24 protein-coding genes are annotated in these 24,647 nt (G+C 71.6%); 12 read left to right on the forward strand and 12 right to left on the reverse strand.

The window, feature by feature from the left end:
* Window positions 1-62: 62 nt before the first annotated feature.
* A complete protein-coding gene (locus tag N5I75_RS08240) occupies window positions 63-494 on the reverse strand; it encodes a Rieske (2Fe-2S) protein (protein ID WP_476675815.1) in 432 nt (143 codons plus the stop codon).
* A 73-nt stretch (window positions 495-567) separates the two neighbouring features.
* On the opposite strand from N5I75_RS08240, the gene N5I75_RS08245 reads away from it, so the two are divergent.
* Window positions 568-741, forward strand: a complete 174-nt coding sequence (locus N5I75_RS08245) for a hypothetical protein (RefSeq protein WP_476675817.1) — start codon at window positions 568-570, stop codon at window positions 739-741.
* 109 nt (window positions 742-850) lie between these two features.
* Window positions 851-1,774 (forward strand): carbohydrate kinase family protein, encoded by a 924-nt coding sequence (locus tag N5I75_RS08250; protein WP_476675819.1) that lies wholly within the window; start codon window positions 851-853, stop codon window positions 1,772-1,774.
* 88 nt (window positions 1,775-1,862) lie between these two features.
* Here N5I75_RS08250 and uvrA read toward each other — a convergent pair whose 3' ends face one another.
* Window positions 1,863-4,943 (reverse strand): excinuclease ABC subunit UvrA, encoded by a 3,081-nt coding sequence (gene uvrA, locus N5I75_RS08255; protein ID WP_476675821.1) that lies wholly within the window; start codon window positions 4,941-4,943, stop codon window positions 1,863-1,865.
* A gap of 245 nt (window positions 4,944-5,188) precedes the next feature.
* On the opposite strand from uvrA, the gene N5I75_RS08260 reads away from it, so the two are divergent.
* On the forward strand, window positions 5,189-5,812 hold the full coding sequence (locus N5I75_RS08260) for a maleylpyruvate isomerase family mycothiol-dependent enzyme (RefSeq protein WP_476675823.1): 624 nt from the start codon (window positions 5,189-5,191) through the stop codon (window positions 5,810-5,812).
* 9 nt (window positions 5,813-5,821) lie between these two features.
* Window positions 5,822-6,478 carry an MBL fold metallo-hydrolase gene (locus N5I75_RS08265; protein WP_476675825.1) on the forward strand — a complete coding sequence of 219 codons (657 nt, stop codon included), beginning with the start codon at window positions 5,822-5,824 and terminating at the stop codon, window positions 6,476-6,478.
* A gap of 4 nt (window positions 6,479-6,482) precedes the next feature.
* Here N5I75_RS08265 and aroQ read toward each other — a convergent pair whose 3' ends face one another.
* The 8 genes from aroQ to N5I75_RS08305 all read right to left on the reverse strand — a co-directional run bounded on the left by aroQ (window position 6,483) and on the right by N5I75_RS08305 (window position 15,601).
* The gene (aroQ, locus tag N5I75_RS08270) at window positions 6,483-6,956 is read right to left on the reverse strand and encodes a type II 3-dehydroquinate dehydratase (protein WP_476675827.1); all 474 of its coding nucleotides are present in this window, start codon (window positions 6,954-6,956) and stop codon (window positions 6,483-6,485) included.
* A gap of 52 nt (window positions 6,957-7,008) precedes the next feature.
* On the reverse strand, window positions 7,009-8,109 hold the full coding sequence (locus N5I75_RS08275) for a calcium:cation antiporter (RefSeq protein WP_476675829.1): 1,101 nt from the start codon (window positions 8,107-8,109) through the stop codon (window positions 7,009-7,011).
* Window positions 8,110-8,179: 70 nt separating this feature from the next.
* Window positions 8,180-8,488, reverse strand: a complete 309-nt coding sequence (locus tag N5I75_RS08280; RefSeq protein ID WP_476675831.1) for a hypothetical protein — start codon at window positions 8,486-8,488, stop codon at window positions 8,180-8,182.
* Between the two features lie 130 nt (window positions 8,489-8,618).
* Entirely contained in the window at window positions 8,619-9,611 is a 993-nt protein-coding gene (locus N5I75_RS08285) for a TerC family protein (RefSeq protein ID WP_476675833.1), read from the reverse strand.
* A 264-nt stretch (window positions 9,612-9,875) separates the two neighbouring features.
* Complete coding sequence (locus tag N5I75_RS08290; protein WP_476675835.1) at window positions 9,876-11,777, reverse strand: TerD family protein; 1,902 nt, start codon at window positions 11,775-11,777, stop codon at window positions 9,876-9,878.
* 11 nt (window positions 11,778-11,788) lie between these two features.
* A complete protein-coding gene (locus N5I75_RS08295) occupies window positions 11,789-12,358 on the reverse strand; it encodes a TerD family protein (protein WP_476675837.1) in 570 nt (189 codons plus the stop codon).
* A 198-nt stretch (window positions 12,359-12,556) separates the two neighbouring features.
* Window positions 12,557-14,692, reverse strand: a complete 2,136-nt coding sequence (uvrB, locus tag N5I75_RS08300) for an excinuclease ABC subunit UvrB (protein WP_476675839.1) — start codon at window positions 14,690-14,692, stop codon at window positions 12,557-12,559.
* Window positions 14,693-14,752: 60 nt separating this feature from the next.
* The gene (locus N5I75_RS08305) at window positions 14,753-15,601 is read right to left on the reverse strand and encodes an MHYT domain-containing protein (RefSeq protein WP_476675841.1); all 849 of its coding nucleotides are present in this window, start codon (window positions 15,599-15,601) and stop codon (window positions 14,753-14,755) included.
* Window positions 15,602-15,872: 271 nt separating this feature from the next.
* Here N5I75_RS08305 and N5I75_RS08310 point away from each other — a divergent pair, with 271 nt between their 5' ends.
* The 3 genes from N5I75_RS08310 to N5I75_RS08320 all read left to right on the forward strand — a co-directional run bounded on the left by N5I75_RS08310 (window position 15,873) and on the right by N5I75_RS08320 (window position 18,826).
* Window positions 15,873-16,748, forward strand: a complete 876-nt coding sequence (locus N5I75_RS08310; protein WP_476675843.1) for a glycerophosphodiester phosphodiesterase — start codon at window positions 15,873-15,875, stop codon at window positions 16,746-16,748.
* Window positions 16,749-16,906: 158 nt separating this feature from the next.
* On the forward strand, window positions 16,907-17,428 hold the full coding sequence (locus N5I75_RS08315) for a methylated-DNA--[protein]-cysteine S-methyltransferase (protein ID WP_476676969.1): 522 nt from the start codon (window positions 16,907-16,909) through the stop codon (window positions 17,426-17,428).
* 144 nt (window positions 17,429-17,572) lie between these two features.
* Complete coding sequence (locus N5I75_RS08320; RefSeq protein ID WP_476675845.1) at window positions 17,573-18,826, forward strand: MFS transporter; 1,254 nt, start codon at window positions 17,573-17,575, stop codon at window positions 18,824-18,826.
* A 19-nt stretch (window positions 18,827-18,845) separates the two neighbouring features.
* Here the strand turns inward: N5I75_RS08320 and N5I75_RS08325 are convergent, their stop codons facing one another.
* On the reverse strand, window positions 18,846-19,214 hold the full coding sequence (locus N5I75_RS08325) for a cupin domain-containing protein (protein ID WP_476675847.1): 369 nt from the start codon (window positions 19,212-19,214) through the stop codon (window positions 18,846-18,848).
* Window positions 19,215-19,369: 155 nt separating this feature from the next.
* On the opposite strand from N5I75_RS08325, the gene N5I75_RS08330 reads away from it, so the two are divergent.
* The 3 genes from N5I75_RS08330 to N5I75_RS08340 all read left to right on the forward strand — a co-directional run bounded on the left by N5I75_RS08330 (window position 19,370) and on the right by N5I75_RS08340 (window position 22,406).
* Window positions 19,370-19,642, forward strand: a complete 273-nt coding sequence (locus tag N5I75_RS08330) for a GlsB/YeaQ/YmgE family stress response membrane protein (protein WP_476675849.1) — start codon at window positions 19,370-19,372, stop codon at window positions 19,640-19,642.
* Between the two features lie 224 nt (window positions 19,643-19,866).
* On the forward strand, window positions 19,867-21,093 hold the full coding sequence (fdhA, locus tag N5I75_RS08335; protein ID WP_476675851.1) for a formaldehyde dehydrogenase, glutathione-independent: 1,227 nt from the start codon (window positions 19,867-19,869) through the stop codon (window positions 21,091-21,093).
* 185 nt (window positions 21,094-21,278) lie between these two features.
* Window positions 21,279-22,406 (forward strand): magnesium and cobalt transport protein CorA, encoded by a 1,128-nt coding sequence (locus N5I75_RS08340; protein WP_476676971.1) that lies wholly within the window; start codon window positions 21,279-21,281, stop codon window positions 22,404-22,406.
* Window positions 22,407-22,424: 18 nt separating this feature from the next.
* On the opposite strand, the gene N5I75_RS08345 is transcribed toward N5I75_RS08340, so the two are convergent.
* The gene (locus N5I75_RS08345; protein WP_476675853.1) at window positions 22,425-23,069 is read right to left on the reverse strand and encodes a nucleoside/nucleotide kinase family protein; all 645 of its coding nucleotides are present in this window, start codon (window positions 23,067-23,069) and stop codon (window positions 22,425-22,427) included.
* Window positions 23,070-23,206: 137 nt separating this feature from the next.
* On the opposite strand from N5I75_RS08345, the gene N5I75_RS08350 reads away from it, so the two are divergent.
* Both N5I75_RS08350 and N5I75_RS08355 read left to right on the forward strand, forming a co-directional pair.
* Entirely contained in the window at window positions 23,207-23,905 is a 699-nt protein-coding gene (locus N5I75_RS08350) for a DUF2293 domain-containing protein (protein ID WP_476676972.1), read from the forward strand.
* Between the two features lie 208 nt (window positions 23,906-24,113).
* Entirely contained in the window at window positions 24,114-24,599 is a 486-nt protein-coding gene (locus tag N5I75_RS08355) for an anthrone oxygenase family protein (protein ID WP_476675855.1), read from the forward strand.
* Window positions 24,600-24,647: the final 48 nt, after the last annotated feature.

The following is a 24,647-nucleotide window of genomic DNA, read 5'->3' on the forward strand; positions in this document are numbered from 1 at the left end:
CGTCACTCCTGCATCACTGCGTCACTCCTGCGTCCTTGCGTCACTGCTGCGTCACTCCTGCGTCACTTCTGCGGGCCGGCCACGATCTTGCCGCCCTCGACCTTCACCGCAAGCTCCTCCAGCGGCGTCGTCGCCGGGGCGTGCAGCACCTTGCCGGTCGTGGCGTCGAACTTGCTGCCGTGGCAGTTGCAGGTCAGCTCCGTGCCCTTCAGCATCCCGATCGGGCATCCGGCGTGCGTGCAGATGGTGCTGAACGCCCGGTACTGCCCGCCCTCCGCGCGGCTGACGACGACATGCTCGTCCTTGTAGAGCTTCGCCCCGCCCTCGGGCACCTCGTCGGCCTTGCCGAGGTCGACCGGCGCGCTGGGCGCGGCCGCCGCGCCACCGCCCGACCCGGTCGAGCAGGCGGTCAGCCCGAGCCCGGCCGTCCCCGCGACGGCCGCGCCGCGCAGGGCGGTACGACGAGAGATACGGGACGGGGTCGTGCCGGGCATCTGGGCTCCATGAACGTGAACGGGCGTGAACGGGCGCGAACGGGCGTACGAGCCCGGCCGGACGAGAACGGACGTGCGTAACAGATCAGACGATACCGACGAGCAACCGCCCGCTGGTGACACCCCCACGCTGCTCGGGGCCACCGGACCCGCCCTGCCCGGCGACTTGGGCCCCGCCCTGCCCGAACCCACCGCCCCCGTGCCCGTACCGCCGCTCACCCGTGCCCGTGTCCGGGACGCCTGCTGACCTCCGGGCCAGGACGTTCTACCCTGCCGTCGGCACCCGGGTGCGCCCCGCGTGTCATCGGCACCGGGCGCGCCCCCGTGCCGTCCGTCCCCGTCCGAGAGGAACAAGCGTGATCGTCGTCGCCGGAGAGGCCCTGATCGACCTCGTGCCGTTGAGCGCGGGCGGTGACGGCGGCGCGCTGCCCGCGCTCGCGCCCCGGCTCGGCGGTGGCCCGTACAACACGGCGGTGGCGCTCGGCCGGCTCGGTTCCGCGACCGCCTTCTGCTCGCGCGTGTCCCGGGACGCGTTCGGCGAGGCCCTGCTCGACGGGGTCCGGGCGGCCGGTGTCGACGTGACCCCCGTGCAGCGCGGCGACGAGCCGACGACGCTGGCCGTCGCGTCCATCGGGGCGGACGGCTCGGCCGGTTACACGTTCTACGTCGAGGGGACCGCCGACCGGCTGTTCGCGGTGCCGGACGCGCTGCCCGCGGGCACGCGCGCGGTGTCGTTCGGCACCTGCTCGCTCGTCCTGGAGCCGGGGGCGACCGCGTACGAGGAGCTGATGCGCCGGGCCGCCGCGCAGGGCCTGTGCACCGCTCTCGACCCGAACATCCGGGCGGGCCTGATCCCGGACGCCGACGCCTACCGGGCCCGCTTCAAGAGCTGGCTGCCGTCCACCACCCTCCTGAAGCTCTCCGAGGAGGACGCCGAGTGGCTCGGCGGGACGCCCCGGGAGTGGCTGTCGGCGGGCCCCGCGGCCGTCGTGGTCACCCGGGGCGGCGACGGGCTCATCGTCTTCACCCGGGACGGCGGTGAATTGTCAGTGCCGGGCGAGCGCGTCGACGTCGTGGACACGATCGGCGCGGGCGACACGGTCAACGCGGCGCTGCTGCACGGCCTCGCCCAGCAGGACGCCCTGTCCCCGGCGGCCCTCGCGGAGCTGAGCGAGGACGGCTGGGCGCGGCTGCTGCGGTTTGCGGCCCGCGCGGCGGCCGTCACGTGCTCCCGGGCGGGGGCCGAGCCGCCGTACGCGTCCGAGGTCGGCGCCGTCTAGCCGGCCGGAACCCCGCAACGCAGTGCGCCCCGCGGAAGTCTCCCGCGGGGCGCACTGCTGGTCAGGGTCAGGCCGGTCCGGCGACCGATCAGGCCTTACGGGCCCGAGTCGTCGCCGCCTTCTTCGCCGCGGGCTTCTTCGCGGCCGACTTGGCGGCGGGCTTGGCCGAGGCCGACTTCGCCGCCTTGCCGGAAGCGGTGGCCTTGCCGGAGGCGGACGCCTTCGCCGTGGCCGTCTTCTTCGCCGGAGCCGCACTGGCGGCCACCGTCTTCTTCCGCGCCGCGCTCTTGCGGGCCCGCCCGGCAGGCGCGGACGCGTCCGTGACCCGGTCGGCGCCGAGGATGTCCCGCAGGAACTTGCCGGTGTGGCTGGCCGGCTCCGACGCGACCTGCTCCGGGGTGCCCTCGGCGACGACGATGCCGCCTCCGCTGCCGCCCTCGGGGCCCATGTCGACGACCCAGTCCGCCGTCTTGATGACGTCCAGGTTGTGCTCGATCACGATGACCGAGTTGCCCTTGTCGACCAGCCCGGAAAGGACCGTGATCAGCTTGCTGATGTCCTCGAAGTGCAGACCGGTGGTCGGCTCGTCGAGCACGTACACCGTGCGGCCAGTGGAACGCTTCTGCAGCTCGCTCGCCAGCTTCACGCGCTGCGCCTCACCGCCCGACAGGGTCGGCGCGGACTGCCCGAGACGGACGTAGCCGAGACCGACGTCGTTGAGCGTCCTGAGGTGGCGGGCGATCCCGGGGACCGCCTCGAAGAAGTCGAGCGCCTCCTCGATCGGCATGTCCAGGACCTCGGCGATGGACTTGCCCTTGTAGTGGACCTCCAGGGTCTCCCGGTTGTAGCGGGCGCCGTGGCAGACCTCGCACGGGACGTACACGTCCGGCAGGAAGTTCATCTCGATCTTGATGGTGCCGTCGCCCGAGCAGTTCTCGCAGCGGCCGCCCTTGACGTTGAAGGAGAAGCGCCCGGGCAGGTAGCCCCGCACCTTCGCCTCCGTCGTCTCCGCGAACAGCTTGCGGACGTGGTCGAAGACGCCCGTGTACGTCGCCGGGTTGGACCGGGGCGTACGGCCGATGGGCGACTGGTCGACGTGCACGACCTTGTCGACCTGGTCGTCGCCCTCCACGCGCGTGTGGCGGCCGGGAACCGAACGCGCGCCGTTCAGCTCGCGGGCCAGGTGCGTGTAGAGGATGTCGTTGACCAGCGTGGACTTGCCGGAACCCGAGACGCCGGTGACGGCCGTGAGGACACCGAGCGGGAAGGACACGTCGATGTCCCGCAGGTTGTTCTCCTTGGCGCCGTGCACGGTGAGCTGCCGTGACGGGTCCACGGGGCGCCGGACGTCCGGGACCGGGATCGCCTTCTTGCCCGACAGGTACTGCCCGGTCATCGACTCGGCGTTGCTCAGCAGCTCCTTCAACGGGCCGCTGTGCACGACCTTGCCGCCGTGCTCGCCCGCGCCGGGGCCGATGTCCACGACCCAGTCGGCCACCTTGATGGTGTCCTCGTCGTGCTCGACCACGATGAGCGTGTTGCCCATGTCGCGCAGCCGGACCAGGGTCTCGATCAGACGGTGGTTGTCGCGCTGGTGCAGGCCGATGGACGGCTCGTCGAGCACGTACAGGACGCCGACGAGGCCGGAGCCGATCTGCGTCGCCAGGCGGATGCGCTGCGCCTCGCCGCCGGAGAGCGTGCCGGCCGCGCGGTTCAGCGAGAGGTAGTCGAGGCCGACGTCGACGAGGAAGCGGAGCCGCTCGTTGACCTCCTTCAGCACACGCTCGGCGATCTTCTTGTCGCGCGCGTTCAGCGTCAGCTTCCTGAGGAAGTCGGCGCAGTCGCTGATGGACATGGCCGAGACCTCGGCGATGGACTTGTCCATGACCGTGACGGCCAGCACGATCGGCTTGAGGCGTGTGCCCTCACAGGTCGGGCAGGGCACCTCGCGCATGTAGCCCTCGAAGCGCTCGCGGCTGGAGTCCGACTCGGCCTCGCTGTGGCGGCGCTTCACGAACGGCAAGGCGCCCTCGAACGGCGTCGTGTACCGGCGCTCGCGCCCGTACCGGTTGCGGTAGCGGACCTCGATCTGCGTCTTGTGGCCGTGGAGCAGGGCCTTCTTCGCCCGCTGCGGCAGCCCGGCGAACGGGATGTCCGTACGGAAGCCGAGGGCGTCGGCGAGCGCGCCGATGAGCCGCGCGAAGTAGTCCTTGGTGTGACCGTGCGACCAGGGGTGGATGGCGCCCTCGTCGAGCGACTTCTCCTCGTCCGGCACGATCAGGTCGGGGTCGACCTCCATGCGCGTACCGATGCCCGAGCAGTCGGGGCAGGCGCCGAAGGGCGAGTTGAAGGAGAAGGAGCGGGGCTCCAGCTCCTCGAACGACAGGTCGTCGTGCGGGCAGTACAGGTGCTCCGAGTACATGCGCTCGCGCTCGGGGTCGTCCTCGGGGAGGTCGACGAAGTCGAGCACGACCATGCCGCCGGAGAGGCCGAGCGCGGTCTCCACGGAGTCGGTCAGGCGGCGCTTGGCGGAGTCCTTCACCGTGAGGCGGTCGACGACCACCTCGATGGTGTGCTTCTCCTGCTTCTTCAGCGTCGGCGGCTCGGTGAGCTGGATCGTCTCGCCGTCCACCCGCGCGCGGGAGTAGCCCTTGGTCTGCAGGTCGCCGAAGAGGTCGACGAACTCGCCCTTGCGCTCGCGCACCAGCGGCGACAGGACCTGGAAGCGGCTGCCCTCGGGCAGCTCCAGGACCTTGTCGACGATGGCCTGCGGCGACTGGCGCGCGATGGGCCGGCCGCACTCGGGGCAGTGCGGCTTGCCGATGCGCGCGAAGAGCAGACGCAGGTAGTCGTAGACCTCGGTGATGGTGCCGACCGTGGAGCGCGGGTTGCGCGAGGTCGACTTCTGGTCGATCGAGACGGCCGGGGAGAGGCCCTCGATGAAGTCGACGTCCGGCTTGTCCATCTGGCCGAGGAACTGGCGGGCGTACGAGGACAGCGATTCGACGTAGCGCCGCTGTCCCTCGGCGAAGATCGTGTCGAACGCGAGCGAGGACTTGCCGGAGCCGGACAGACCGGTGAAGACGATGAGGGAGTCGCGCGGGAGGTCGAGCGAGACATTCCGGAGATTGTGCTCGCGCGCGCCACGGACGATGAGACGGTCGGCCACGCCGGTCCGTACCTTTCCTTGGAGAAGTGACAGGAAGCCCTGTACGGCAGGAAACCGATGAGAAGCCTGCCGTTTCGAAGACTAGAGGGAGCCACTGACAACGCGGTCGGCTTCCCGTCTTCGGTAACAAACCCGGACCTTCAAGCATGCCCGAAGCCGCCTTCGACCATATAGCACGTACATTCGATTCCGGCATGATGTCGGCCACCTTCACCCGAACGTGTGGCACCGCTACCGTCTGCGCCATGGATCATCACGAGCGTGACCTGCTGTCTGTACGTGAAGCGACCGAACGACTGCTCGCCGCGGTCGGCACCCTGGACAACGCGGCTGTGACGCACCCGTCACGCCTGCCCGGCTGGACCCGCGGTCATGTCCTCGCCCATCTCGCCCGCAACGCGGACGCGCTCGTCAACGTCCTCGCCGGGCGCCCCATGTACGAGAGCGCGGAGGCGCGGGACGCGGACATCGAACGCGGCGCCCCGCGCGAGCTGCGGGCCCAGCTGGACGACGTACGGGAGAGCGCGGCCCGCTTCCAGGCCTCCACCGCCCAGGACGCCGACTGGTCCCGCACGGTCGAACTCCGCAACGGCGTCAAGGACACCGCCTCCCGCATCCCCTTCCGCCGCTGGGCGGAGATCGAGCTCCACCACGTGGACCTGGACATCGGCTACGAGCTGGAGGACCTGCCGGAGGAGTTCACGCAGCGGGAGACCGACTTCCTGACGCAGCGCTTCCGCGATCACCTGCCGGACATGTCAGCCGTCCACGGTTCCCCGGCGGACCTCCTCGGCTGGCTGGCAGGCCGTAGGGACGGCGGGGCGCTCTCCGTCGACCGTGGCTCCCTGCCCGCGCTGCCCCCGCTATAGGCTGAGCGCATGACGTACAGCGGAGCGGTGAAGGTCGGCGGCCCGGCGGACGTGCACGAGCTGCAGGACCTGATGATCTCCAAGGTCGCGGTCGGGCCGATGGACAACAACGCCTATCTGCTGCGGTGCCGCGCGACCGACCAGCAGCTCCTCATCGACGCGGCGAACGAGGCGACGACACTGCTCCGCCTCATCGGTGACGACGGCATCGCGGCCGTCGTCACCACGCACCGCCACGGCGACCACTGGCAGGCGCTCGCCGAGGTCGTCGCCGCCACGCGCGCGCGTACGTACGCGGGGCGCGACGACGCCGAGGGCATCCCGGTCCCGACGCAGGTCCCGGTCGCGGACGGCGACACGATCGAGTTCGGCCGCATCACGCTCACGGCCCGCCACCTCGTCGGCCACACCCCCGGCTCGATCGCCCTGATCTACGACGACCCGCACGGGCACCCGCACGTGTTCACCGGCGACTGCCTCTTCCCGGGCGGCGTCGGCAACACGTGGAAGGACCCGGAGGCCTTCACGAGCCTCATCGACGACGTGGAGACGAAGATCTTCGCCCCGCTCCCCGACGAGACCTGGGTCTACCCGGGCCACGGCAACGACACGTCCCTGGGCGCCGAGCGCCCGCACCTCCAGGAGTGGCGCGCGCGGGGCTGGTAGCCCTTCAGGCCCGCGCGGCCCCCGCCGCCGCCAGCGACGCCACCCGTTCCACCCCGAACGCGTACCCCTGCACGCCGCAGCCCGCGATCACCCCGTCCGCGCGGACCGAGACGTAGGAGTGGTGGCGGAAGGTCTCCCGCTGGTGGATGTTCGAGATGTGGACCTCGATCACAGGGAGGCCGTCGCAGGTGTTCAAGGCGTCCAGGATCGCGACGGACGTGTGGGAGTAGGCCGCCGGGTTGATGACGATGCCGACGTGGTGCTCGCGGGCCTCGTGGATCCAGTCGACGAGTTCGCCCTCGTGGTTGGACTGGCGGAAGTCGACCGTGGCGCCGTGGGCGGCGGCCGCCTTGGTGCAGAGGGCCTCGACGTCGGCGAGGGTGTCGCGGCCGTAGATCTCGGGCTGGCGCTTGCCGAGGAGGTTCAGGTTCGGGCCGTTCAGGACCAGGATCGGCGCGGTGGCGAGGGTGTGCGGCACAAGGACCTCCGTACGTCGGGCGGATGCTCCTTGTGGGTCTATCACGCGGGCGTCAGGGGGTGACCGCCAGTTCCACGTACGCCGCCAGGACGACCAGGTGCACGCCGCCCTGGAGGGGCGTGGCGCGGCCCGGGACCACCGTCAGCGTCGTCACGATCAGGGTCAGGGCGAGCAGGGTCATGTGGGTGGCGCCCAGGCCCAGGACGAGCGGGCCCGACAGCCAGAACGAGGCGATGGCGACGGCCGGGACCGTCAGGCCGATGCTGGCCATGGCGGAGCCCAGCGCCAGGTTGAGGCTGGTCTGGACGCGGTCGCGGCGGGCCGCGCGCAGGGCGGCGATGGTCTCGGGGAGCAGCACGAGCAGCGCGATGATCACGCCGACGACGGCCTGCGGCATCCCCGCCGCCGCCACCCCGTGCTCGATCGTCTTCGACACGCCCTTGGCGAGGCCGACGACCGCGATGAGCGCCAGCGCGAGCAGCCCCAGGCTCGTCAGGGCCGTGCCGGTGCTCGGCGCGTTCGCATGGTCGTCGGCGTCGATGACGTCGCCGTGCTTGGTGATGGGCAGGAAGTAGTCGCGGTGGCGCACGGTCTGCGTGGCGACGAAGAGCCCGTACAGGACGAGCGCCGCGATCGCGGAGAAGAGCAGCTGCGACGTGGAGAACTCCGGGCCCTGCTTGCTGGTCGTGAACGTCGGGAGGACCAGGCAGAGCGTGGCGAGGGTGGCCACCGTCGCGAGCGCGCTGCCCGTGCCCTCCGACTGGAAGACCGCCACGCGGTGGCGGAGGGCGGCGGTGAGCAGGCTGATCCCGACGATGCCGTTGCAGGTGATCATCACGGCGGCGAAGACCGTGTCCCGGGCCAGGGTGGCGCTCTTGTCGCCGCCGTCGGCCATCAGGGTGACGATGAGCGCGACCTCGATGACCGTGACCGCGACGGCCAGGACGAGCGAGCCGAAGGGTTCGCCGACGCGGTGGGCGATGACCTCGGCGTGGTGCACGGCGGCGAGGACGGACCCCGCGAGGACGACGGAGACGACGGCGACCAGGACGCCCGGCAGGGAGCGCCCCCAGGTGAGGGCGAGCAGCACGACCGCCAGGACCGGGACGGCGACGGTCCACCGCGTGGCCAGGGCCCGGAGTCTGGTGATCATGCTGTCGATGGTGCCGGGGGTGCGGCGGGGCCGCGACTCAGGCGGTGTCTCCTGAGCCGGGTCCCTCGCGTCACTTCAGCTCGCGCGCGTCCCGCAGGTCGTAGTTGCCGAAGGAGGGCGGTCGCGTGCAGAGGGCGATCAGCTGTTCGTTCAGCTGGGCGACCTCGGGGCGGGCGTCGTTGCGCATCGCCTCGTCGTACGACGCGAACTCGAGGACCGCGAGGTAGCGGCCGGCGTGGTCGCGGTCCTGGAGCATCATGCGGTGCATGGGTCCGCCGGACTCCCCCGCCATGCGCTGCTCGAACCGGTCGAGCAGCTCCTTCATCTCGTCGAAGCGCCGGGTCTCGAAGTCGACGATCTGTACGAACTTCTGGCTCATGGGGCCTCCCCCGCACGGCCGGCGTGCCCCGGGCCGGGGTGCGCTCACGGCACAGGCAAGCACCGGGCGACGCGCGCGGCAACCGTCCGCGCGCACCACCCGGTGCTGGTCATGCCTACGCCCGTCGTGGTCAGGCGTCGATGCTGTCCTTGCGGTCCCGGCCGGTCGCCGCGTCCCGCTCGGCCTGCTTCTTCGAGGCGATGAGGCTGGTGATCGTGGTGATGACCAGGACACCGCAGATGACGCTCAGGGAGACCGGAATGCTGATCTCCGGTACGTGCACCCCGTTCTCGTGCAGGGCGTGCAGGACCAGCTTCACACCGATGAAGCCGAGGATCACGGACAGGCCGTAGCTGAGGTGGACCAGCTTCTTGAGCAGTCCGCCGATGAGGAAGTACAGCTGGCGCAGGCCCATGAGCGCGAACGCGTTGGCCGTGAAGACGATGTACGGGTCCTGGGTCAGGCCGAAGATCGCGGGGATCGAGTCCATCGCGAAGAGCACGTCGGTCATGCCGATGGCGAGCATGACGACCAGGAGCGGCGTCATGATCTTCTTGCCGTGCTCACGGATGAAGAGCTTCGTGCCGTGGTACCGGTCGGCGACGCCGAACTTCGTCTCGATGGACTTGAGCAGGCGGTTCTCCTCGAACTCCTCCTCCTCGTCGTCGCCCATCGCCTCCTTGACGAGCTTCCACGCGGTGTAGATGAGGAATGCGCCGAAGATGTAGAAGACCCACGAGAAGTTGGCGATGACGGCGGCACCCGCCGCGATGAAGATCGCCCGCAGCACGAGCGCGATCAGCACACCGAACAGCAGCACGCGCTGCTGCAGATGGGTCGGCACCGAGAACTTCGCCATGATCAGGATGAAGACGAAGAGGTTGTCGACGCTGAGCGATTTCTCGGTGATGAAGCCCGCGAAGAACTCGCCGCCCGCCTGGCTGCTGCCCCAGATGGTCACGCCGATGCCGAAGAGCACGGCGAGCGCGATCCAGACGACGGTCCAGATCCCGGCTTCCTTGATGGATACGTCGTGGGGCTTGCGCCCGATGAAGAAGTCGACCGCGATCAGGGCACACAGACCAAGAATGGTCAGTACCCAAAGGGTCATCGATACGTCCACTGCGCCTCCGGCGTCGTACGGCTACTGATCAGCGTCGTCGCTGCCGGAGGTCTCTTCCACCCGGGCGCGTGCCGCGCCTCGGGCCGACGCCCCGGGATCGACCGGCCATCGGGCCGCATCGTCCGTATTGACGGGAACGCCGCGTACGGGAGTACTCCCCTCCGCGTAAAGGAGCGTACTCGAAACACCCATGAAAGGTAAAGGTTTAGGTAAAGGTCATCCCAAAACCGCAGGTCAGCAGAGTCTCCTTGCGCAAAGAAGAAGTCAGAGGTTCCGCTCCCGCCGGGCCCTCGCCACCTCTCCCAGGACCCGCCGCAGGACCGCGCTGCCGTCCGGGATCGCGGGCGGCTCGTACGTCCAGGCGTGTCCCACCCAGGGGTCGGCGAGGTGGTCGTCGGGGACCGGGGTGAGACGGAGCAGGGCCCGCCACAGCGGGTCGAGGAGCGGTCCGTACTCGGCGGCGTCCTCGCGGTCGGCCACGAGCAGCAGGTGCACGCCGACCTGCGGGCCCTCGTCCGCGAGGTAGCGGAGGCGGGTCACCGCGCGGTCGTCGAAGCCGTGCGGGAAGTCGTGCACGACCAGGAGCTGCTCGGCGACGTCGAGGCCGGGCGGCAGGGCGTCCACCGCACCGCTGCGGACCGCCATCTGCACGAGGTCGACCCGCTCGGTCAGCCGCGTCAGCGTCTCGGCGACGCCCGCCGTGCCCCGGGCCACGGGTCCGGCGAGCACCCCGGCGTCGACGAGCGGGGCGAGCGCGCCCGCCGCCGTGCCCGCCGGGTCGACGACATGCACGCTGAACTCGCCCGCCGGGTAGGCCGCGAGCAGCCGTGCCACCAGCTCGGTCGCGGTGCGGGCGGCGCGGGCGCGCAGCTCGTCGGCGTCCGCGAGCACCTCCGGGTCGGACGCGCCCGCGTCGATCCACAGGCCGCGCTCGAGCGGCAGCCGGACCAGCATGGGGATGCGCAGGCCGACGCTGTCGCTCTCGGGCAGCCGCAGCTCGCCGAGGCGGACGGCCATGGGGATCTCCATGGGGTTGCGGTACGCGTGCCAGCACGGGTTGTCCCAGCCCGCGTACGGGGCCGGGAGCGCGGGTTCGACGACCTCGGACTCGGCGGCGAGCTGGGCCAGGTCCCGGTCGAGCGCTTCCCGCGCGCGGTCGACGAGGGCGGCGTGCTTGGCGGCGGCGCTCTCGCGGGCGGCGTCGGCCTGCCCGCCGATGCGGCTGCGCGGGTCGGAGAGGACCTTGTCGAGCTCCTGCTCCATGCGGGAGTCCGCGAAGTCGACGGCGCTGCGGTAGGCCGCGGCGGTCCGGGCCAGGTCCTCGAACATGCCCCACACCTGGTTGTAGAGCCGCTCGTCCATGGACCAGCCGGTCGCGTCGCCCGCCACGGGCGCGGCGGGCCCGCCACCCGGTGCGGCGGCCTGCGCCGGGACGGGCGGCGGAGGCGCCTGGCGCCCGGGGTGGGTGTAGTCGATGGGGCCGGGCGGGGTGCCGGGGGCCGGTGCCGGGGCGGGCGCGGCGGGTGGTGCGGGGCTCGCCGCCTGTCCTGCCGTGGCCGGCGCGCGGACCTGGGTCTCGTCGGCGGGGCGCGGCGCGGGCGCCACCGTGCGGGCCAGGCTCTGGGCGACGGCCTGGTGGACGGCGGTCGCGAGGGCGTGCGCGTCGGGCACGCCCTGGTCGGCGAAGAGGGCGCCGAGCCCGTCCGCGTAGCCCTGGCCGACGGCGCGGACCTTCCAGGCGCCCTGTCTGCGGTACAGCTCCAGGGCGGTGACGGCCGACTCGGTGTCGAGCCCGGTGATGGTGTAGCTGGCCACCTCGGCGCCGTCGAGCCCGGTGACCGCGACGTACGGGGCCGCCACCGCGCCGAACCGGGTGGGCCCGCCGGTGGAGAGCGGCAGGGCGAGCAGCACGGTGACGCGGTGCACGTGCTCGGGCATCGCGTCCAGGTCGACGGCGAGCCGGTGGTCGGCGGCGGCCTGGCGCGGCACTTCGAGCCCCGGCAGCGCGGGCGCGCCGGGGTGGGCGACCTGGCCGGGGCCGCGCACGGTGCCCCGGTCGTCGGCGAGCGTGGCGCCCGCGACGACCGGGCGGCCGGCCGACACCCGGATCTCGAGGCGCGTCCGGGTCAGCGGGTGATTCTGGCCCCGCACCAGTTCGGCCGCCATCGTCGGCCCCGTTACAGGCTGGGCAGGATCGCGGGCATGAGGTCCTGGAAGGTGCGGCCGTTGGCCGCCGTGCCCAGGGCCGTCATCTTCCAGCCGCCCGCTGTGTCGCGGTGCACCTTCGCCATGATCTGCGCCGTGTACTGGCCGCCGCCGTCGAGCGTGTACCGGGCGAGCTCCTCGCCGTTCGTCTCGTCGACCAGGCGGCAGAACGCGTTCTGCACTTCCTGGAAGGTCTGCCCCGTGAAGGAGTTGACCGTGAAGACGATCTGGTCGATGTGGACCGGGACGCGGGCCAGGTCGACCAGGATCGCCTCGTCGTCGCCGCCCTGTCCGACGCCACCGACCAGGTTGTCACCGGTGTGCCGCACCGAGCCGTCGTCGCTGACGAGGTGGCGGAAGAAGACCACGTCCACCGGCTGCTTGTCGGCGAAGAGCACCGCGGAGGCGTCCAGGTCGATCTCCCGGGTGCGGGAGCCGAACAGGCCGCGGCGCGGGGCGGCCTGCCAGCCGAGGCCCATGCGCACGGCGGTGAGGGTGCCTCCGCCCTTCTTCTCCAGGCTGATGGCCTGGCCCTTGGTCAAGCTGATGCCAGGGCCTTTCGAAAAACCCGCAAAATCGGCCGTCACGCGCTGTCCCCTCTCGAACTGTCCCCTGTTGCCGCGGCTTGCGCGCGGTGGGGCAAACCCTATGGGGCCCCACCGGCAACGCCGCCACCGCGGTCGGGAATTTGTGGCGGCATTGCAACACAGCGCCCCCTGCGCTCCGCCCGTCGTGACAGGTCAGGCGATGCCCGCCTCCCGCATCTGGCGCAGCTCCTTCTTCATCTCGGACACCTCGTCGCGCAGGCGCGCCGCGACCTCGAACTGGAGATCCGCGGCGGCGGCCCGCATCCGGTCCGTCAGCTCCTCGATCTGCGCGGAGAGCTCGGCGGCGGGTCGGTCGGTGGGCACCGTCTCGGCCGCCTTGCCGCGCTTCTTCTTGCCGGTGTCCGCCTTGCCGAGGGAGGGAACGGGCGCCTTGCCGGGCTTCCCGTCCTTGCCGCCCTTGCGGTAGCCGGTGCCGAGCAGCGCCTCGGTGTCGACGTCCTCGCGCGCGATGGACGCCACGATGTCGTTGATCTTCTTGCGCAGCGGCTGCGGGTCGATGCCGTTCGCCTTGTTGTACGCGATCTGCTTCTCGCGGCGCCGGTTGGTCTCGTCGATGGCCTTCTCCATCGCCGGGGTGATCTTGTCGGCGTACATGTGGACCTGGCCCGACACGTTTCGCGCGGCGCGGCCGATGGTCTGGATCAGGGAGGTGCCGGAGCGCAGGAACCCCTCCTTGTCGGCGTCGAGGATCGCGACCAGCGAGACCTCGGGCAGGTCGAGGCCCTCGCGGAGCAGGTTGATGCCGACCAGGACGTCGTACTCGCCCGCGCGCAGTTCGCGGAGGAGTTCGACGCGGCGCAGGGTGTCGACGTCGCTGTGCAGGTAGCGCACCTGGATGCCGAGCTCCACGAAGTAGTCCGTGAGGTCCTCGGCCATCTTCTTGGTGAGCGTGGTGACCAGGACGCGCTCGTCCTTCTCGGCGCGGGTGCGGATCTCGTGCACCAGGTCGTCGATCTGGCCCTCGGTGGGCTTGACCACGACCTCGGGGTCGATGAGGCCGGTGGGGCGGATGATCTGCTCGACGTAGCCGTCCCCGCGCGAGAGCTCGTAGGTGCCGGGGGTCGCGGAGAGGTAGACGGTCTGGCCGACGCGCTCCTGGAACTCCTCCCACTTCAGCGGGCGGTTGTCGAGCGCGGACGGCAGCCGGAAGCCGTGGTCGACGAGGGTGCGCTTGCGGGAGGCGTCGCCCTCGTACATGGCGCCGATCTGCGGCACGGTGACGTGCGACTCGTCGATGACCAGGAGGAAGTCCTCCGGGAAGTAGTCGAGCAGCGTGTTCGGCGGGGAGCCGGGCTCGCGGCCGTCGAAGTGCATCGAGTAGTTCTCCACGCCGGAGCAGGTACCGATCTGGCGGAGCATCTCGATGTCGTAGGTGGTGCGCATCCGCAGGCGCTGGGCCTCCAGGAGCTTGCCCTGCTTCTCCATGCTGGTGAGGCGCTCGCCGAGCTCCTTCTCGATGTCGTTGACCGCGCGCTCCAGGCGCTCGGGGCCCGCGACGTAGTGCGAGGCGGGGAAGACGTAGAGCGACTGGTCGTCGCTAATGACCTCGCCGGTGAGGGGGTGCAGCGTGGAGAGCGCCTCGATCTCGTCGCCGAACATCTCGATGCGGACGGCGAGCTCCTCGTAGACCGGGAAGATCTCGATGGTGTCGCCGCGCACGCGGAAGGTGCCGCGCTGGAACGCCAGGTCGTTGCGCGTGTACTGGATGTCGACGAAGCGGCGGAGCAGCTCGTCCCGGTCCATCTCGGCGCCGACCTTCAGGGGGACCATGCGGTCCACGTACTCCTGCGGCGTGCCCAGGCCGTAGATGCAGGAGACGGAGGCGACCACGACGACGTCCTTGCGGGTCAGCAGGGAGTTCGTCGCGGAGTGGCGCAGGCGCTCCACCTCCTCGTTGATCGAGGAGTCCTTCTCGATGTAGGTGTCCGACTGCGGGACGTACGCCTCGGGCTGGTAGTAGTCGTAGTACGAGACGAAGTACTCGACCGCGTTGTTCGGCAGCAGCTCGCGGAACTCGTTCGCCAGCTGGGCGGCGAGCGTCTTGTTCGGGGCCATCACCAGGGTGGGGCGCTGGAGCTTCTCGATCATCCACGCCGTGGTGGCGGACTTGCCGGTGCCGGTCGCGCCGAGCAGGACGACATCCTTCTCGCCTGCGCGGATGCGCTTGTCCAGCTCGGCGATGGCCGTGGGCTGGTCGCCGCTGGGCTGGTACGGGCTGACGACCTCGAAGGGTGCCACCGTGCGTTCGATCTTCGTTACGGGCCGCATGGAATCAACCGTACGACCCGCCACTGACAACCGGGGGCGATCCGGGCGCGGGGCGCCCTCTCACCAGCCGTGCGGGGTGCGTGTCGTCGGCCGCTCGGTGACGCCGCGGGGCCGCGGCACGCCCGCGCGGGAGAGGCCCTCCCGCTCCGCCTCCAGGGCGTCGCGCCAGTCGGGGCGGCCCATGACCATCAGCGGGTCGAACATGACGACCACGCCCGCGAGGAGCAGGAAGCACAGGGGGCCGATCATCATCGGGGCGAGTATCCCGGTGGCGGAGTCGCCGCCGGGGGCGCCGCTGACGTCGCCGTGCGGGTGGACGCTGACGGCGGCCATCCCCATGTAGTGCATGCCGGAGACGGCGAGCCCCATGATCAGGCTCGCGCCGAGGCTCCACAGGATGCCGCGGACCTGGACGGCGGCCCACAGGGCGGCGGTGGCGGCCACCATGGCGATCACGACGGAGGCGCCGACGACGAAGGTGTTGTACTCGATCGTCGCGTGCAGCCGCATTCCGGCCATGCCGAGGTAGTGCATGGACGCGACCCCGAGCCCGGTGATCGTGCCGCCGGTGAACAGGGCGACGCCGGTCGCGCCCTTGTAGCCGACGATGAAGACGCCGATGCCGACCATGACGATGGCGAGGCCGAGGCTCGCGAACGTCAGCGCCTTGTCGTAGTGGATCGGCACGCCCTCGACGGTGAAGCCCATCATGGCGATGAAGTGCATGGTCCAGATGCCCGAGCCGATCGCCGCCGAGCCGAGCGCGAGCCAGCCGGCGCGCCAGGTGCTGGCCACGCGGAGCGATCTCGTGGTGCACCGCAGTCCGAGGGCTCCGCCCAGGCAGGCCATGAAATACGCCACCAATGGCGTAACCAGCCCGTAACTGAAGCCGTCGACCGTCCCTTGCATGTGCCGCAGCCCTTCCGCCCGATTCCGTGCCCGAGATGTCCGGTACGTTCCCTGTCAACGACCACTGGGGCGGCCGTGGTTGAGGCTGAGATTAAAGCGCACCCCGGAACGTCCGATTGATTTTCCGGCAAAGAAACCCGCGCCTCGAACGCGGGGTGGGTCGCTGACGAGTAACTCCGTTCAACTTATGACCATCCTTCGCCTGTGTTCTGTTGGCCACTCCCTGTCAGTCTCGTCCCGTCCGTGTTCTCACCACGCACGAGGAGCAGATGTGTACGTACGCGCAGTAGCCGCCCTGGCCACCGTGACCGGCTCCGCGGTCATCGGTGTCCTTGTCCTGCCCACCGCCGCTCAGGCCGCCTCCCGGCACGACAGTCCCGTGATAATCGCTCACCGCGGCGCCTCCGCCTACGCTCCCGAGAACACCCTCGAGGCCATCGACGAGGCCGACGACCTCGGCTTCGACTGGGTCGAGAACGACGTGCAGCGCACCAAGGACGGCGCGTTGGTCATCATCCACGACACCACCTTGAACCGGACGACCGATGTCGAGGAGCTCTACCCCGACCGCGCGCCCTGGAACGTGCGGGACTTCACCGCCGCGGAGATCGCCAGGCTCGACGCGGGCAGCTGGAAGGGCGCCGAGTTCGCCGGGCAGCGGATCCCGACCCTGCACCAGTACCTGCGGCGCGTGGACCACAACCGCCAGAAACTGCTCATGGAGATCAAGTCGCCCGAGCTGTACCCGGGCATCGAGGCGCAGATCATGCGCGAGCTGCGCAACGACGGCTGGCTGAGCCGCGGGCACGTCAAGCGCCGCCTGGTCATCCAGAGCTTCAGCGCGGACAGCGTACGGACGGTCCATACGCTGCGCCCGGACATCGTCACCGGGTTCCTCGGCACGCCCGCCGTCGCCGACCTGCCCTCCTACGCGGCGTTCACGGACCAGATCAACCCGAGCAACACCACGATCTCCACGGACTACGTGAACGCCGTGCACGCCCTCAAGGGCCCGCACAAGAAGACGCTGGAGGTCCACACCTGGACCGTCAACGACGCGGCGACCACGCAGCGGGTGGCCGGGTACGGCGTCGACGGGATCATCACGAACGCGCCGGACGTGGTGCGCAAGGCGCTCCGCGGCTGACCCGGCCCCTCGGGCGTCCGGCGTTGTCAGTGCCCGGCTCTACCGTGGTCGGTATGGACGCCACTGGGCAGGATCCCGCTGAGCAGAGGACCGTCGGCCAGGACACCGCCGTCGGCCGTGACGCCGTCGGTCTCGACCCCGTCGGTCGAGGCCGCGTCGTGTGGGCCGTCGTGCCCAGCGACATCGGGCCGCTGCTGCTCGCCGCCACCGACGAGGGCCTGGTGAGCGTGGTCTTCCACGCCACCGACGCGGTACGGGACGACATACTCGGCCGGCTCGGCGCCCGCTTCGGCGCCGCGCCGGTCGAGGCGCCGGACGCGCCGGTCGTCGCGGCGGCGCGGGAGCAGCTCGCGGAGTACTTCGCCGGGCGGCGCCGCGACTTCGACCTCCCGCTCGACTGGTCGCTCAGCGCCGGGTTCAACCGGGAGGTGCTGCGCGCGCTGGCGTCCGGCGTGCCCTACGGGGCGGTCGTCGGGTACGGGGAGCTGGCCGCGCGGGTCGGGCAGCCCGGGGCCGCGCAGGCGGTCGGCGCCGCGATGGGGGCGAATCCCCTGCCGGTCGTGGTGCCGTGCCATCGGGTGGTGGAGCGGGACGGGGGGATCGGGGGGTTCGGGGGCGGGCTGGAGACCAAGCGGAAGTTGCTTGCGCTGGAGGGGGTGTTGCCTGAGCCTCTCTTCTGACAGGGGCCGGGCTTTTTTGCGTATGCCCACGCGCCGTGGAGGCTTTCGCTTCGTTCGCGGCCTTCCGTCGCGTCGTGGTTGCTCGCGCAGTTCCCCGCGCCCCTGGCGGGGCTCAGGTACGCGGGATTTCAGGGGTGGGGGTCAGTGGTGGTTGTCGTCGACGGGGTGGTGGTCGCTGGGGTGCAGCGGCGTACTCAGCGGGTGCTGGTCGTCTCGCAGATTCTCGGGGGGCTCGGGACCGCCACCGGGATCGCGCTCGCCGCTGTGCTGGCCAAGGAGGTCAGCGGGGACGAGGCGCTGTCGGGGCTCGCGTCGACGGCCAGTGTCGCCGGGACGGCCGTGCTCTCGATGCCGCTCGCCGCGCTGATGAACGCGCGCGGACGACGGTCCGGGCTCGTGCTCGCCTACGTCGTCGGCGCGCTCGGCGCCGCCCTGACCGTGCTCGCCGCCGCGGCCGGGAACTTCCCGCTGCTGCTGATCGGGCTCGCCGGGTTCGGCGCCGCGTCCTCCGCCAACCTCCAGGCCCGCTACGCCGCCGCCGACCTGGCCGCGCCCGACCGGCGGGCCCGCGCCATCTCCACCGTCGTCTGGGCCACCACCATCGGCGCCGTCCTCGGCCCGAACATAGCCGCGCCCGCGGGCCGCAGCGTCGCCGGGCTCGGCATACCCGCCGAGTCGGGCCCCTTCGTCTGGGCGGCCGGGGTGTTCCTCATCGCCGCGGCCACCGTCCACCTCACCCTGCGCCCCGACCCGCTCCTCACCGCGCGGGCGCTCGCCCCCGCCGAGGAGCAGACCCGCGAGGCGCGCTCGCTGCGCGCGGGGTTCACCGCCGTCTCCGCGTCGCCGCGCGCCCGGCTCGCCCTGGCGACCGTCGCCGTGTCGCACACCGCGATGGTGTCGGTCATGTCAATGACACCGGTGGACCTCGAACACCACGGCGCGGGGATCGAGTTGATCGGCCTGGTCATCAGCGGGCACATCGCCGGGATGTACGCGTTCTCGCCGGTGATGGGGCGCCTCGCGGACCGTTACGGGCGGCTGGCCGTGATCGGCCTCGCCGTGGCGCTCCTGGCCTGCGCGGCGCTGCTCGCCGGGACCGCGGGCGGCAGCCACGCGCAGAGCGCCGCGGGGCTCTTCGTGCTCGGGCTCGGCTGGTCGGCGGGGCTCGTCGCGGGCTCCGCGCTGCTCACCGACTCGGTGCCGGGTGCCGCGCGCGCCGCCGCGCAGGGCCTGTCCGATCTGACGACCAGCCTCTCTGCGGGGATCGGCGGCGCGACGGCGGGCCTGGTGGTGGCGACGGCCAGTTACGCGTGGCTGAACCTGGCGGCGGCGTGCCTGCTGCTGCCGCTCGCCGCCTTCGTCCTGTTCACGTCCCGGGCCCGCCCCTCGTCACCGTGACCGTGACCGCGGACCGGGGTCAGTCCAGCGTCAGGTGATACGCCTTGCGGAGCGTCTCGTGCACGGTCCATGTCGTACGGTCGCCCGCCCGCAGCACCGCCGCCGTGCCGGGGACGAGTTCGAGGACGCCGCCGCCCTCGACCTCGACGGTGGCCCGGCCGCTGACGACCACGAACAGTTCGTCCGCCTCGGTGTCGGTGACGACGCCGGGCGTGATCTGCCAGACGCCGCGCATCTGCGTGCCGTCAGCTGACTCCCACAGCACCGCGCCGGTGACGACCGGATCGCCCGAGAGGATCCGGCCCGGGTCGAGCGGCTCCGGCTCCATCTCCACGTCGGCGACGTGGAAGGCGAAGGAGGGCGGAGCGGGAGGGTTCGTGGTGGTCATGGAGCGTCACCCTAGACACCCCGCGCCCCTCCCCTCACTGGACGCCTCGTAGCGGATGCGCGGCGACGACTGGACGGCCCGTCCAGGGGCAGACGTCCCTCAAGAGTCAAGAGGCTGTCATAGAGGTTTGTCGACATGTCACCCGGAGGCAGGGCATGGAGATCTCGGGCATTGTCAGCGCCATCCTGATCGGCATCGTCATCGGTGTGCTCGGCCGGCTCGCGCTGCCCGGCCGGCAACGCATCGGCGTCCTCGCCACCATCCTCGTGGGCATCGCGGCGGCCTTCCTCGGGTCGGCGATCGCCGCGGGCTTCGACGTCCAGGAGACGAACGGCGTGGACTGGATCGAGTGGCTCATCCAGATCGGCCTCGCGGCGCTCGGTGTCGCCCTGCTCGACCGGGGCAGCGGCCGCCGCGTGCGCCGCTGAGCGACGGGGCGGCCGGGCACCACCGCCGCCCCTCCCCCGTTCCCCCTCCCCCATCCCCATCGCCCCGTTCTCTTCTCTCTTCAACGACCCGGCCCGCCGGGTCTCCTCAGGACGCCCGTCCGGTAGCAGACTCCGCCGTGCGCACAGCCGGAACATCCGCCGTACGGCGCGTCGCACGCCGTGCCGTACGCCGCGTCACTGAGCCGAAGGGACGGCGAACAGGCATGAGCGGGAACAAGGCAGTCGCTTATCTCAAGCCGGGTGCGGTCGAGGTCAGGACCATCGACCACCCCACGCTCGAACTGAAGGACGGGCCGGGGGTGGCGTCGGCGAACATCGGGCGCACCTGCCGGCACGGCGTGATCCTCAAGGTCCTCGCCACCAACATCTGCGGCAGCGACCAGCACATGGTGCGTGGTCGCACCACCGCGCCCGAGGGCCTGGTCCTCGGCCACGAGATCACCGGCGAGATCGTCGAGAAGGGCCCGGACGTCGAGTTCCTGGGCGTCGGGGACGTCGTCTCGGTGCCGTTCAACATCGCGTGCGGCCGCTGCCGCAACTGCAAGGAGCGCAAGACCGGCATCTGTCTGAACGTCAACCCGGCACGGCCCGGCGCCGCCTACGGCTATGTCGACATGGGCGGCTGGGTCGGCGGGCAGGCCGAGTACGTCATGGTCCCCTACGCGGACTTCAACGTCCTGCGCTTCCCCGACCCCGAACAGGCACGCGAGAAGCTGCTCGACCTCACGATGCTGTCGGACATCTTCCCGACCGGCTTCCACGGCGCGGTGACCGCGGGGACGCAGGTCGGTTCGACGGTCTACGTCGCGGGGGCCGGACCCGTCGGCCTCGCGGCGGCGGCCTCCGCGCAGCTGCTCGGCGCGGCCGTGGTGATCGTCGGCGACCTGAACGCCGAACGGCTCGCGCAGGCGCGGAGCTTCGGCTGCGAGACCGTCGACCTGACGCGCGGCACCGTCGAGGACCAGATCGCCGAGATCCTCGGCGTGCCCGAGGTGGACGCGGCCGTGGACGCGGTCGGGTTCGAGGCGCGGGCGCACGGCCCGGACTCCGCCGAGGCGCCCGCGACCGTCCTCAACTCCCTGATGGGCCTGACGACGGCCGGCGGCGCGCTCGGCATCCCCGGCCTCTACGTCACCGACGACCCGGGCGGCGTCGACCAGGACGCGCGCACCGGGACGCTGAAGGTGCGGCTCGGGCTCGGCTGGGCCAAGAGCCACCGGTTCACGACCGGGCAGTGCCCCGTCATGACGTACCACCGGGGGCTGATGATGGCGATCCTGCACGAGCGCGTGCACATCGCCAAGGCCGTCAACGCGACGGTGATCGGCCTGGACGACGCGCCGCGCGGCTACGCCGAGTTCGACCAGGGCGCGAGCAGGAAGTACGTCCTCGATCCGCACGGCGCGCTGAACGGCGTACGGCCGGTCTAGCCGGTCCAGGAGGAAGCGGGGAGAAGCGGGGGGCGGGGCCGCACGCGCGCGTGCGGCCCCGCCGTCCTGCGGGCTCACCACGCCGGGGATCGTCGCAGCCGTTGTCGGTGGCGGCTGGCAGACTGGCCCGCCACGTACGGGAACCCGTACGAGAACGCGAACGGGAACGGCGCAAGGAGCCGAGCATGTCGATGGCGGGCAACCTGCGGAGGGTCGGCGGTCTGCGCGGGGTGAGCGGGCTGCGGAAGGTGGCGCGGCTCGCACGGCGGCGGCGACGGGTCGATCTGAGCCACCCGGCGCGCTCCCCGCTGGGCTCGGCGGTCGTCAACTGCGTGACGTACCGCGACGGCGTGCGCGAGCGCGGCGGCCGCGATCTCGTCGAGGCGGTGCGCGCGGTGCGCAAGGCGGACGACGGGTTCGTCTGGCTGGGGCTGCACGAACCGTCCGAGGCGGAGATCGCGGACATCGCCGAGCTGTTCGACCTGCACCCGCTGGCGGTGGAGGACGCGGTCCACGCGCATCAGCGGCCGAAGGTCGAGCGGTACGGGCAGACGCTGTTCGCGGTCCTGAAGACGGTCTGTTACGTCGAGCACGCCGAGCTGACGGCGACCAGCGAGATCGTCGACACCGGCGAGATCATGGTCTTCGTCGGGCGGGACTTCGTGATCACGGTGCGGCACGGGCGGCACGGCTCGCTCGGGCCCGTGCGCGAGAGCCTGGAGGCGGCTCCCGAGCAGCTCGCCAAGGGGCCCGCCGCCGTGCTGCACGCCATCGCGGACAGCGTCGTCGACGACTATCTGAGGGTGGTCGACGAGATCCAGGCGGACATCGACGAGGTCGAGACGGACGTCTTCGCGCAGAACGGGGCGCGGGCCGACCCTGGCCGCATCTACCAGCTCAAGCGCGAACTCCTGGAGCTGAAGCGGGCGGTGTCGCCGCTGGCCCGCCCGGTCATGGAGCTGGCCGGGCACCCGTTCCCCGTCGTGCCGCCCGAGATACAGGCGTACTTCCGGGACGTGTCGGACCATCTGCTGCGCGCGGTCGAGCAGATCGCGGCCTTCGACGAGCTCCTGAACTCGATCCTCCAGGCGCATCTCGCGCAGGTGACCGTCGCGCAGAACGAGGACATGCGCAAGATCACCGCGTGGGCCGCGATCGTCGCAGTGCCGACGATGGTGTGCGGGATCTACGGCATGAACTTCGACCACATGCCCGAGTTGCACTGGCGGTTCGGTTATCCGCTGATGCTGTCCGTCATCGCCGCGATCTGCGTCGTCGTCCACCGGGGGTTCAAGCGCAACGGCTGGCTGTGAGGGGCGGGGCCAGGCCGGTCACCGCCGGCCCCAGGCCGGGTGGCGGGGGTCGTCCGCGCGGATGACGATGTCCGCCCGCTCGGCCGGCGCTGTCTCGTCGTCGTAGCGTGCGAAGGCCGGCAGCGTCCACCGCTCCTCCTCGGGGGTACGCCGTCGCAGCGCGCCCGGTGTCAGGCCGACGTGGACCGTCAGGTCGAACGGGAACCAGTGGTTGAGCAGGAACGGGCCGTGCAGCAACAGGGCGCCGGTGGGCGGAAGGTGGACGTACGGGCTGCGGGTCGCGCGGTCCGTGGCCGGGTCCCACAGGTCGGGCAGGACACGGCCGGTGCCGTCGGGTTCGAGGGGGCCGAACACCTCGCGCCACAGGGCGCCCGTGTCGAACCAGCCGCCGTAGTACGAGTCCGGGTCCTCGTGCCCGAACTCGTAGCGCAGGGAGGCCGGGCGCAGGAAACCGTCCGTGCCGACCGGCAGGGAGGAGCGGCCGCGGACGCGCAGGGCCTCGGCGACGCGGGCCGCGAGGTCGCCGGGGCGGGCGGCCGGGGCGCCGTCGAAGGCGACCTTCGGCCAGGGGCCGCCGTCGCCCGGCTTCAGGTCGAGCAGGCGCTCGGCGAGGGCGTCGCCGAGCCGTTCCCAGGTGATCGGTTCCAGTCGCACAGGCTCCATGATGCCGGGCGGTCGTGCGGGCGCCCGGGCGGTGCGGTGGCGTGGGCGTCCGGGCGGTGCGGTGGCGTGGGCGTCCGGGCGGGCATGACGTCCGTATGACCAGCACGACGCCGCCCTCCATGCCGCCCTCCCCCTCCATGCCGCCTTCCACCGCACTCTCCACGTCGCCCTCCACGCCGCCCGCGCGCGGGCCCGTCGTCTTCCGGCCGGTCAAGCGCAGGCGGTGCGGCGCCTGCCGCGCGGGCCCGCTCCCCCTCCTCGTCATGGCGGAGGGGCAGCCGCGCTGCCTGGACTGCGCCGACCTCGGCCACCTGGTGTACCTGCCGCGCGGCGACACCGCGCTGACCCGCAGGTCACGGGAGGAGAGCGGGCTCTCGGCGGTCGTCGTACGGTTCCACCGGCGGCGCGGCCGGTACGAGCGTCAGGGCGTCCTCGTCGAGGAGGCGGCGCTCGCGCGGGCCGAGGCGCGCTGCCTCGCGGACGCCGAGGCGCGGGCCCGGCGCCGGGAGCGGGACGCGGCGTACCGCGCGGCCCAGGACGTGCGCTTCGAGGCGGCGTTCGCGGCGGAAATCCTGCGCCTGTTCCCGGGGTGTCCGCCGGAGCGGGCGGCGGCCGTCGCCCGGCACGCGGGGGCGCGGGGCAGCGGGCGGGTCGGCCGCAGCGCGGCGGGGCGTGCGCTGACGGAGGGCGCGGTCACGGCGGCGGTGCGGGCCGCGGTCCGGCACGTCGACACCCCGTACGACCGGTTGCTGATGGAGGGGGTGGGTTGGCGGGAGGCGCGGGCGCGGGTGACGGGGACGGTGGAGGCGGTGCTTCGGTCGTGGCGGGCGGGCTGAGGGCGGGGCCGGGCGCCGTCCGTCCTGATGCGGTGCGAGAAGGAGTGTCTGTCCCGGTGAGGGAAAGCGCTGCACACCCCGGTGCGGAAAAGCGCTGCACACCCCGGTGCGGAAAAGCCCTGCACGTCCCGGTGAGGGAAAGCGCTGCCTGTCCCCCGGCTTCTGCGAGATGATCCCTCCCACCAGGGGACGCCGGAGGGGGCTGGGGATGATCGAGGGGCCGTATTTCGTGCTCGTCGTGTGCGGGGCGCTGTGGTGCGGGCTCGTCGCGGGGGTGTTCGTCGCGTTCTCCACGTTCGTGATGCGGGGGCTCGGCGCGCTGCCCGCCGCGCGGGGCATCGCGGCGATGAACGCCGTGAACGTCGCGGCGGTGACCCCGCCCTTCATGGTGGTCTTCCTCGGCGCGGCGCTGCTGTGCGCGGTGATCGCCGTGGTCACGTTCGTGCTGTGGCCCGACGAGGGCACCGTGGAGCTGCTGCTGGGCTGCGCCCTGTACCTGGTGGGCGCGTTCGGGGTGACGATCGCGGCGAACATCCCGCGCAACAACGCGCTGGCGGCGCTCGCCGGGGACGAGGAGTCCGAGAGCAGCGGCGCGTACTGGCGTACGTATCTGCGGGAGTGGGTCCTGTTCAACCATGTGCGGAGTGCCGCCTCGCTCGCCGCGTCGGCGTCGTTCGTGCTGGCCCTCACGTAGCCGCCGCCGGCTGGACGCGCACCCTTCGGGGCTCCGGACGTATCGTGA

It is taken from the genome of Streptomyces sp. R818, from assembly GCF_056172735.1.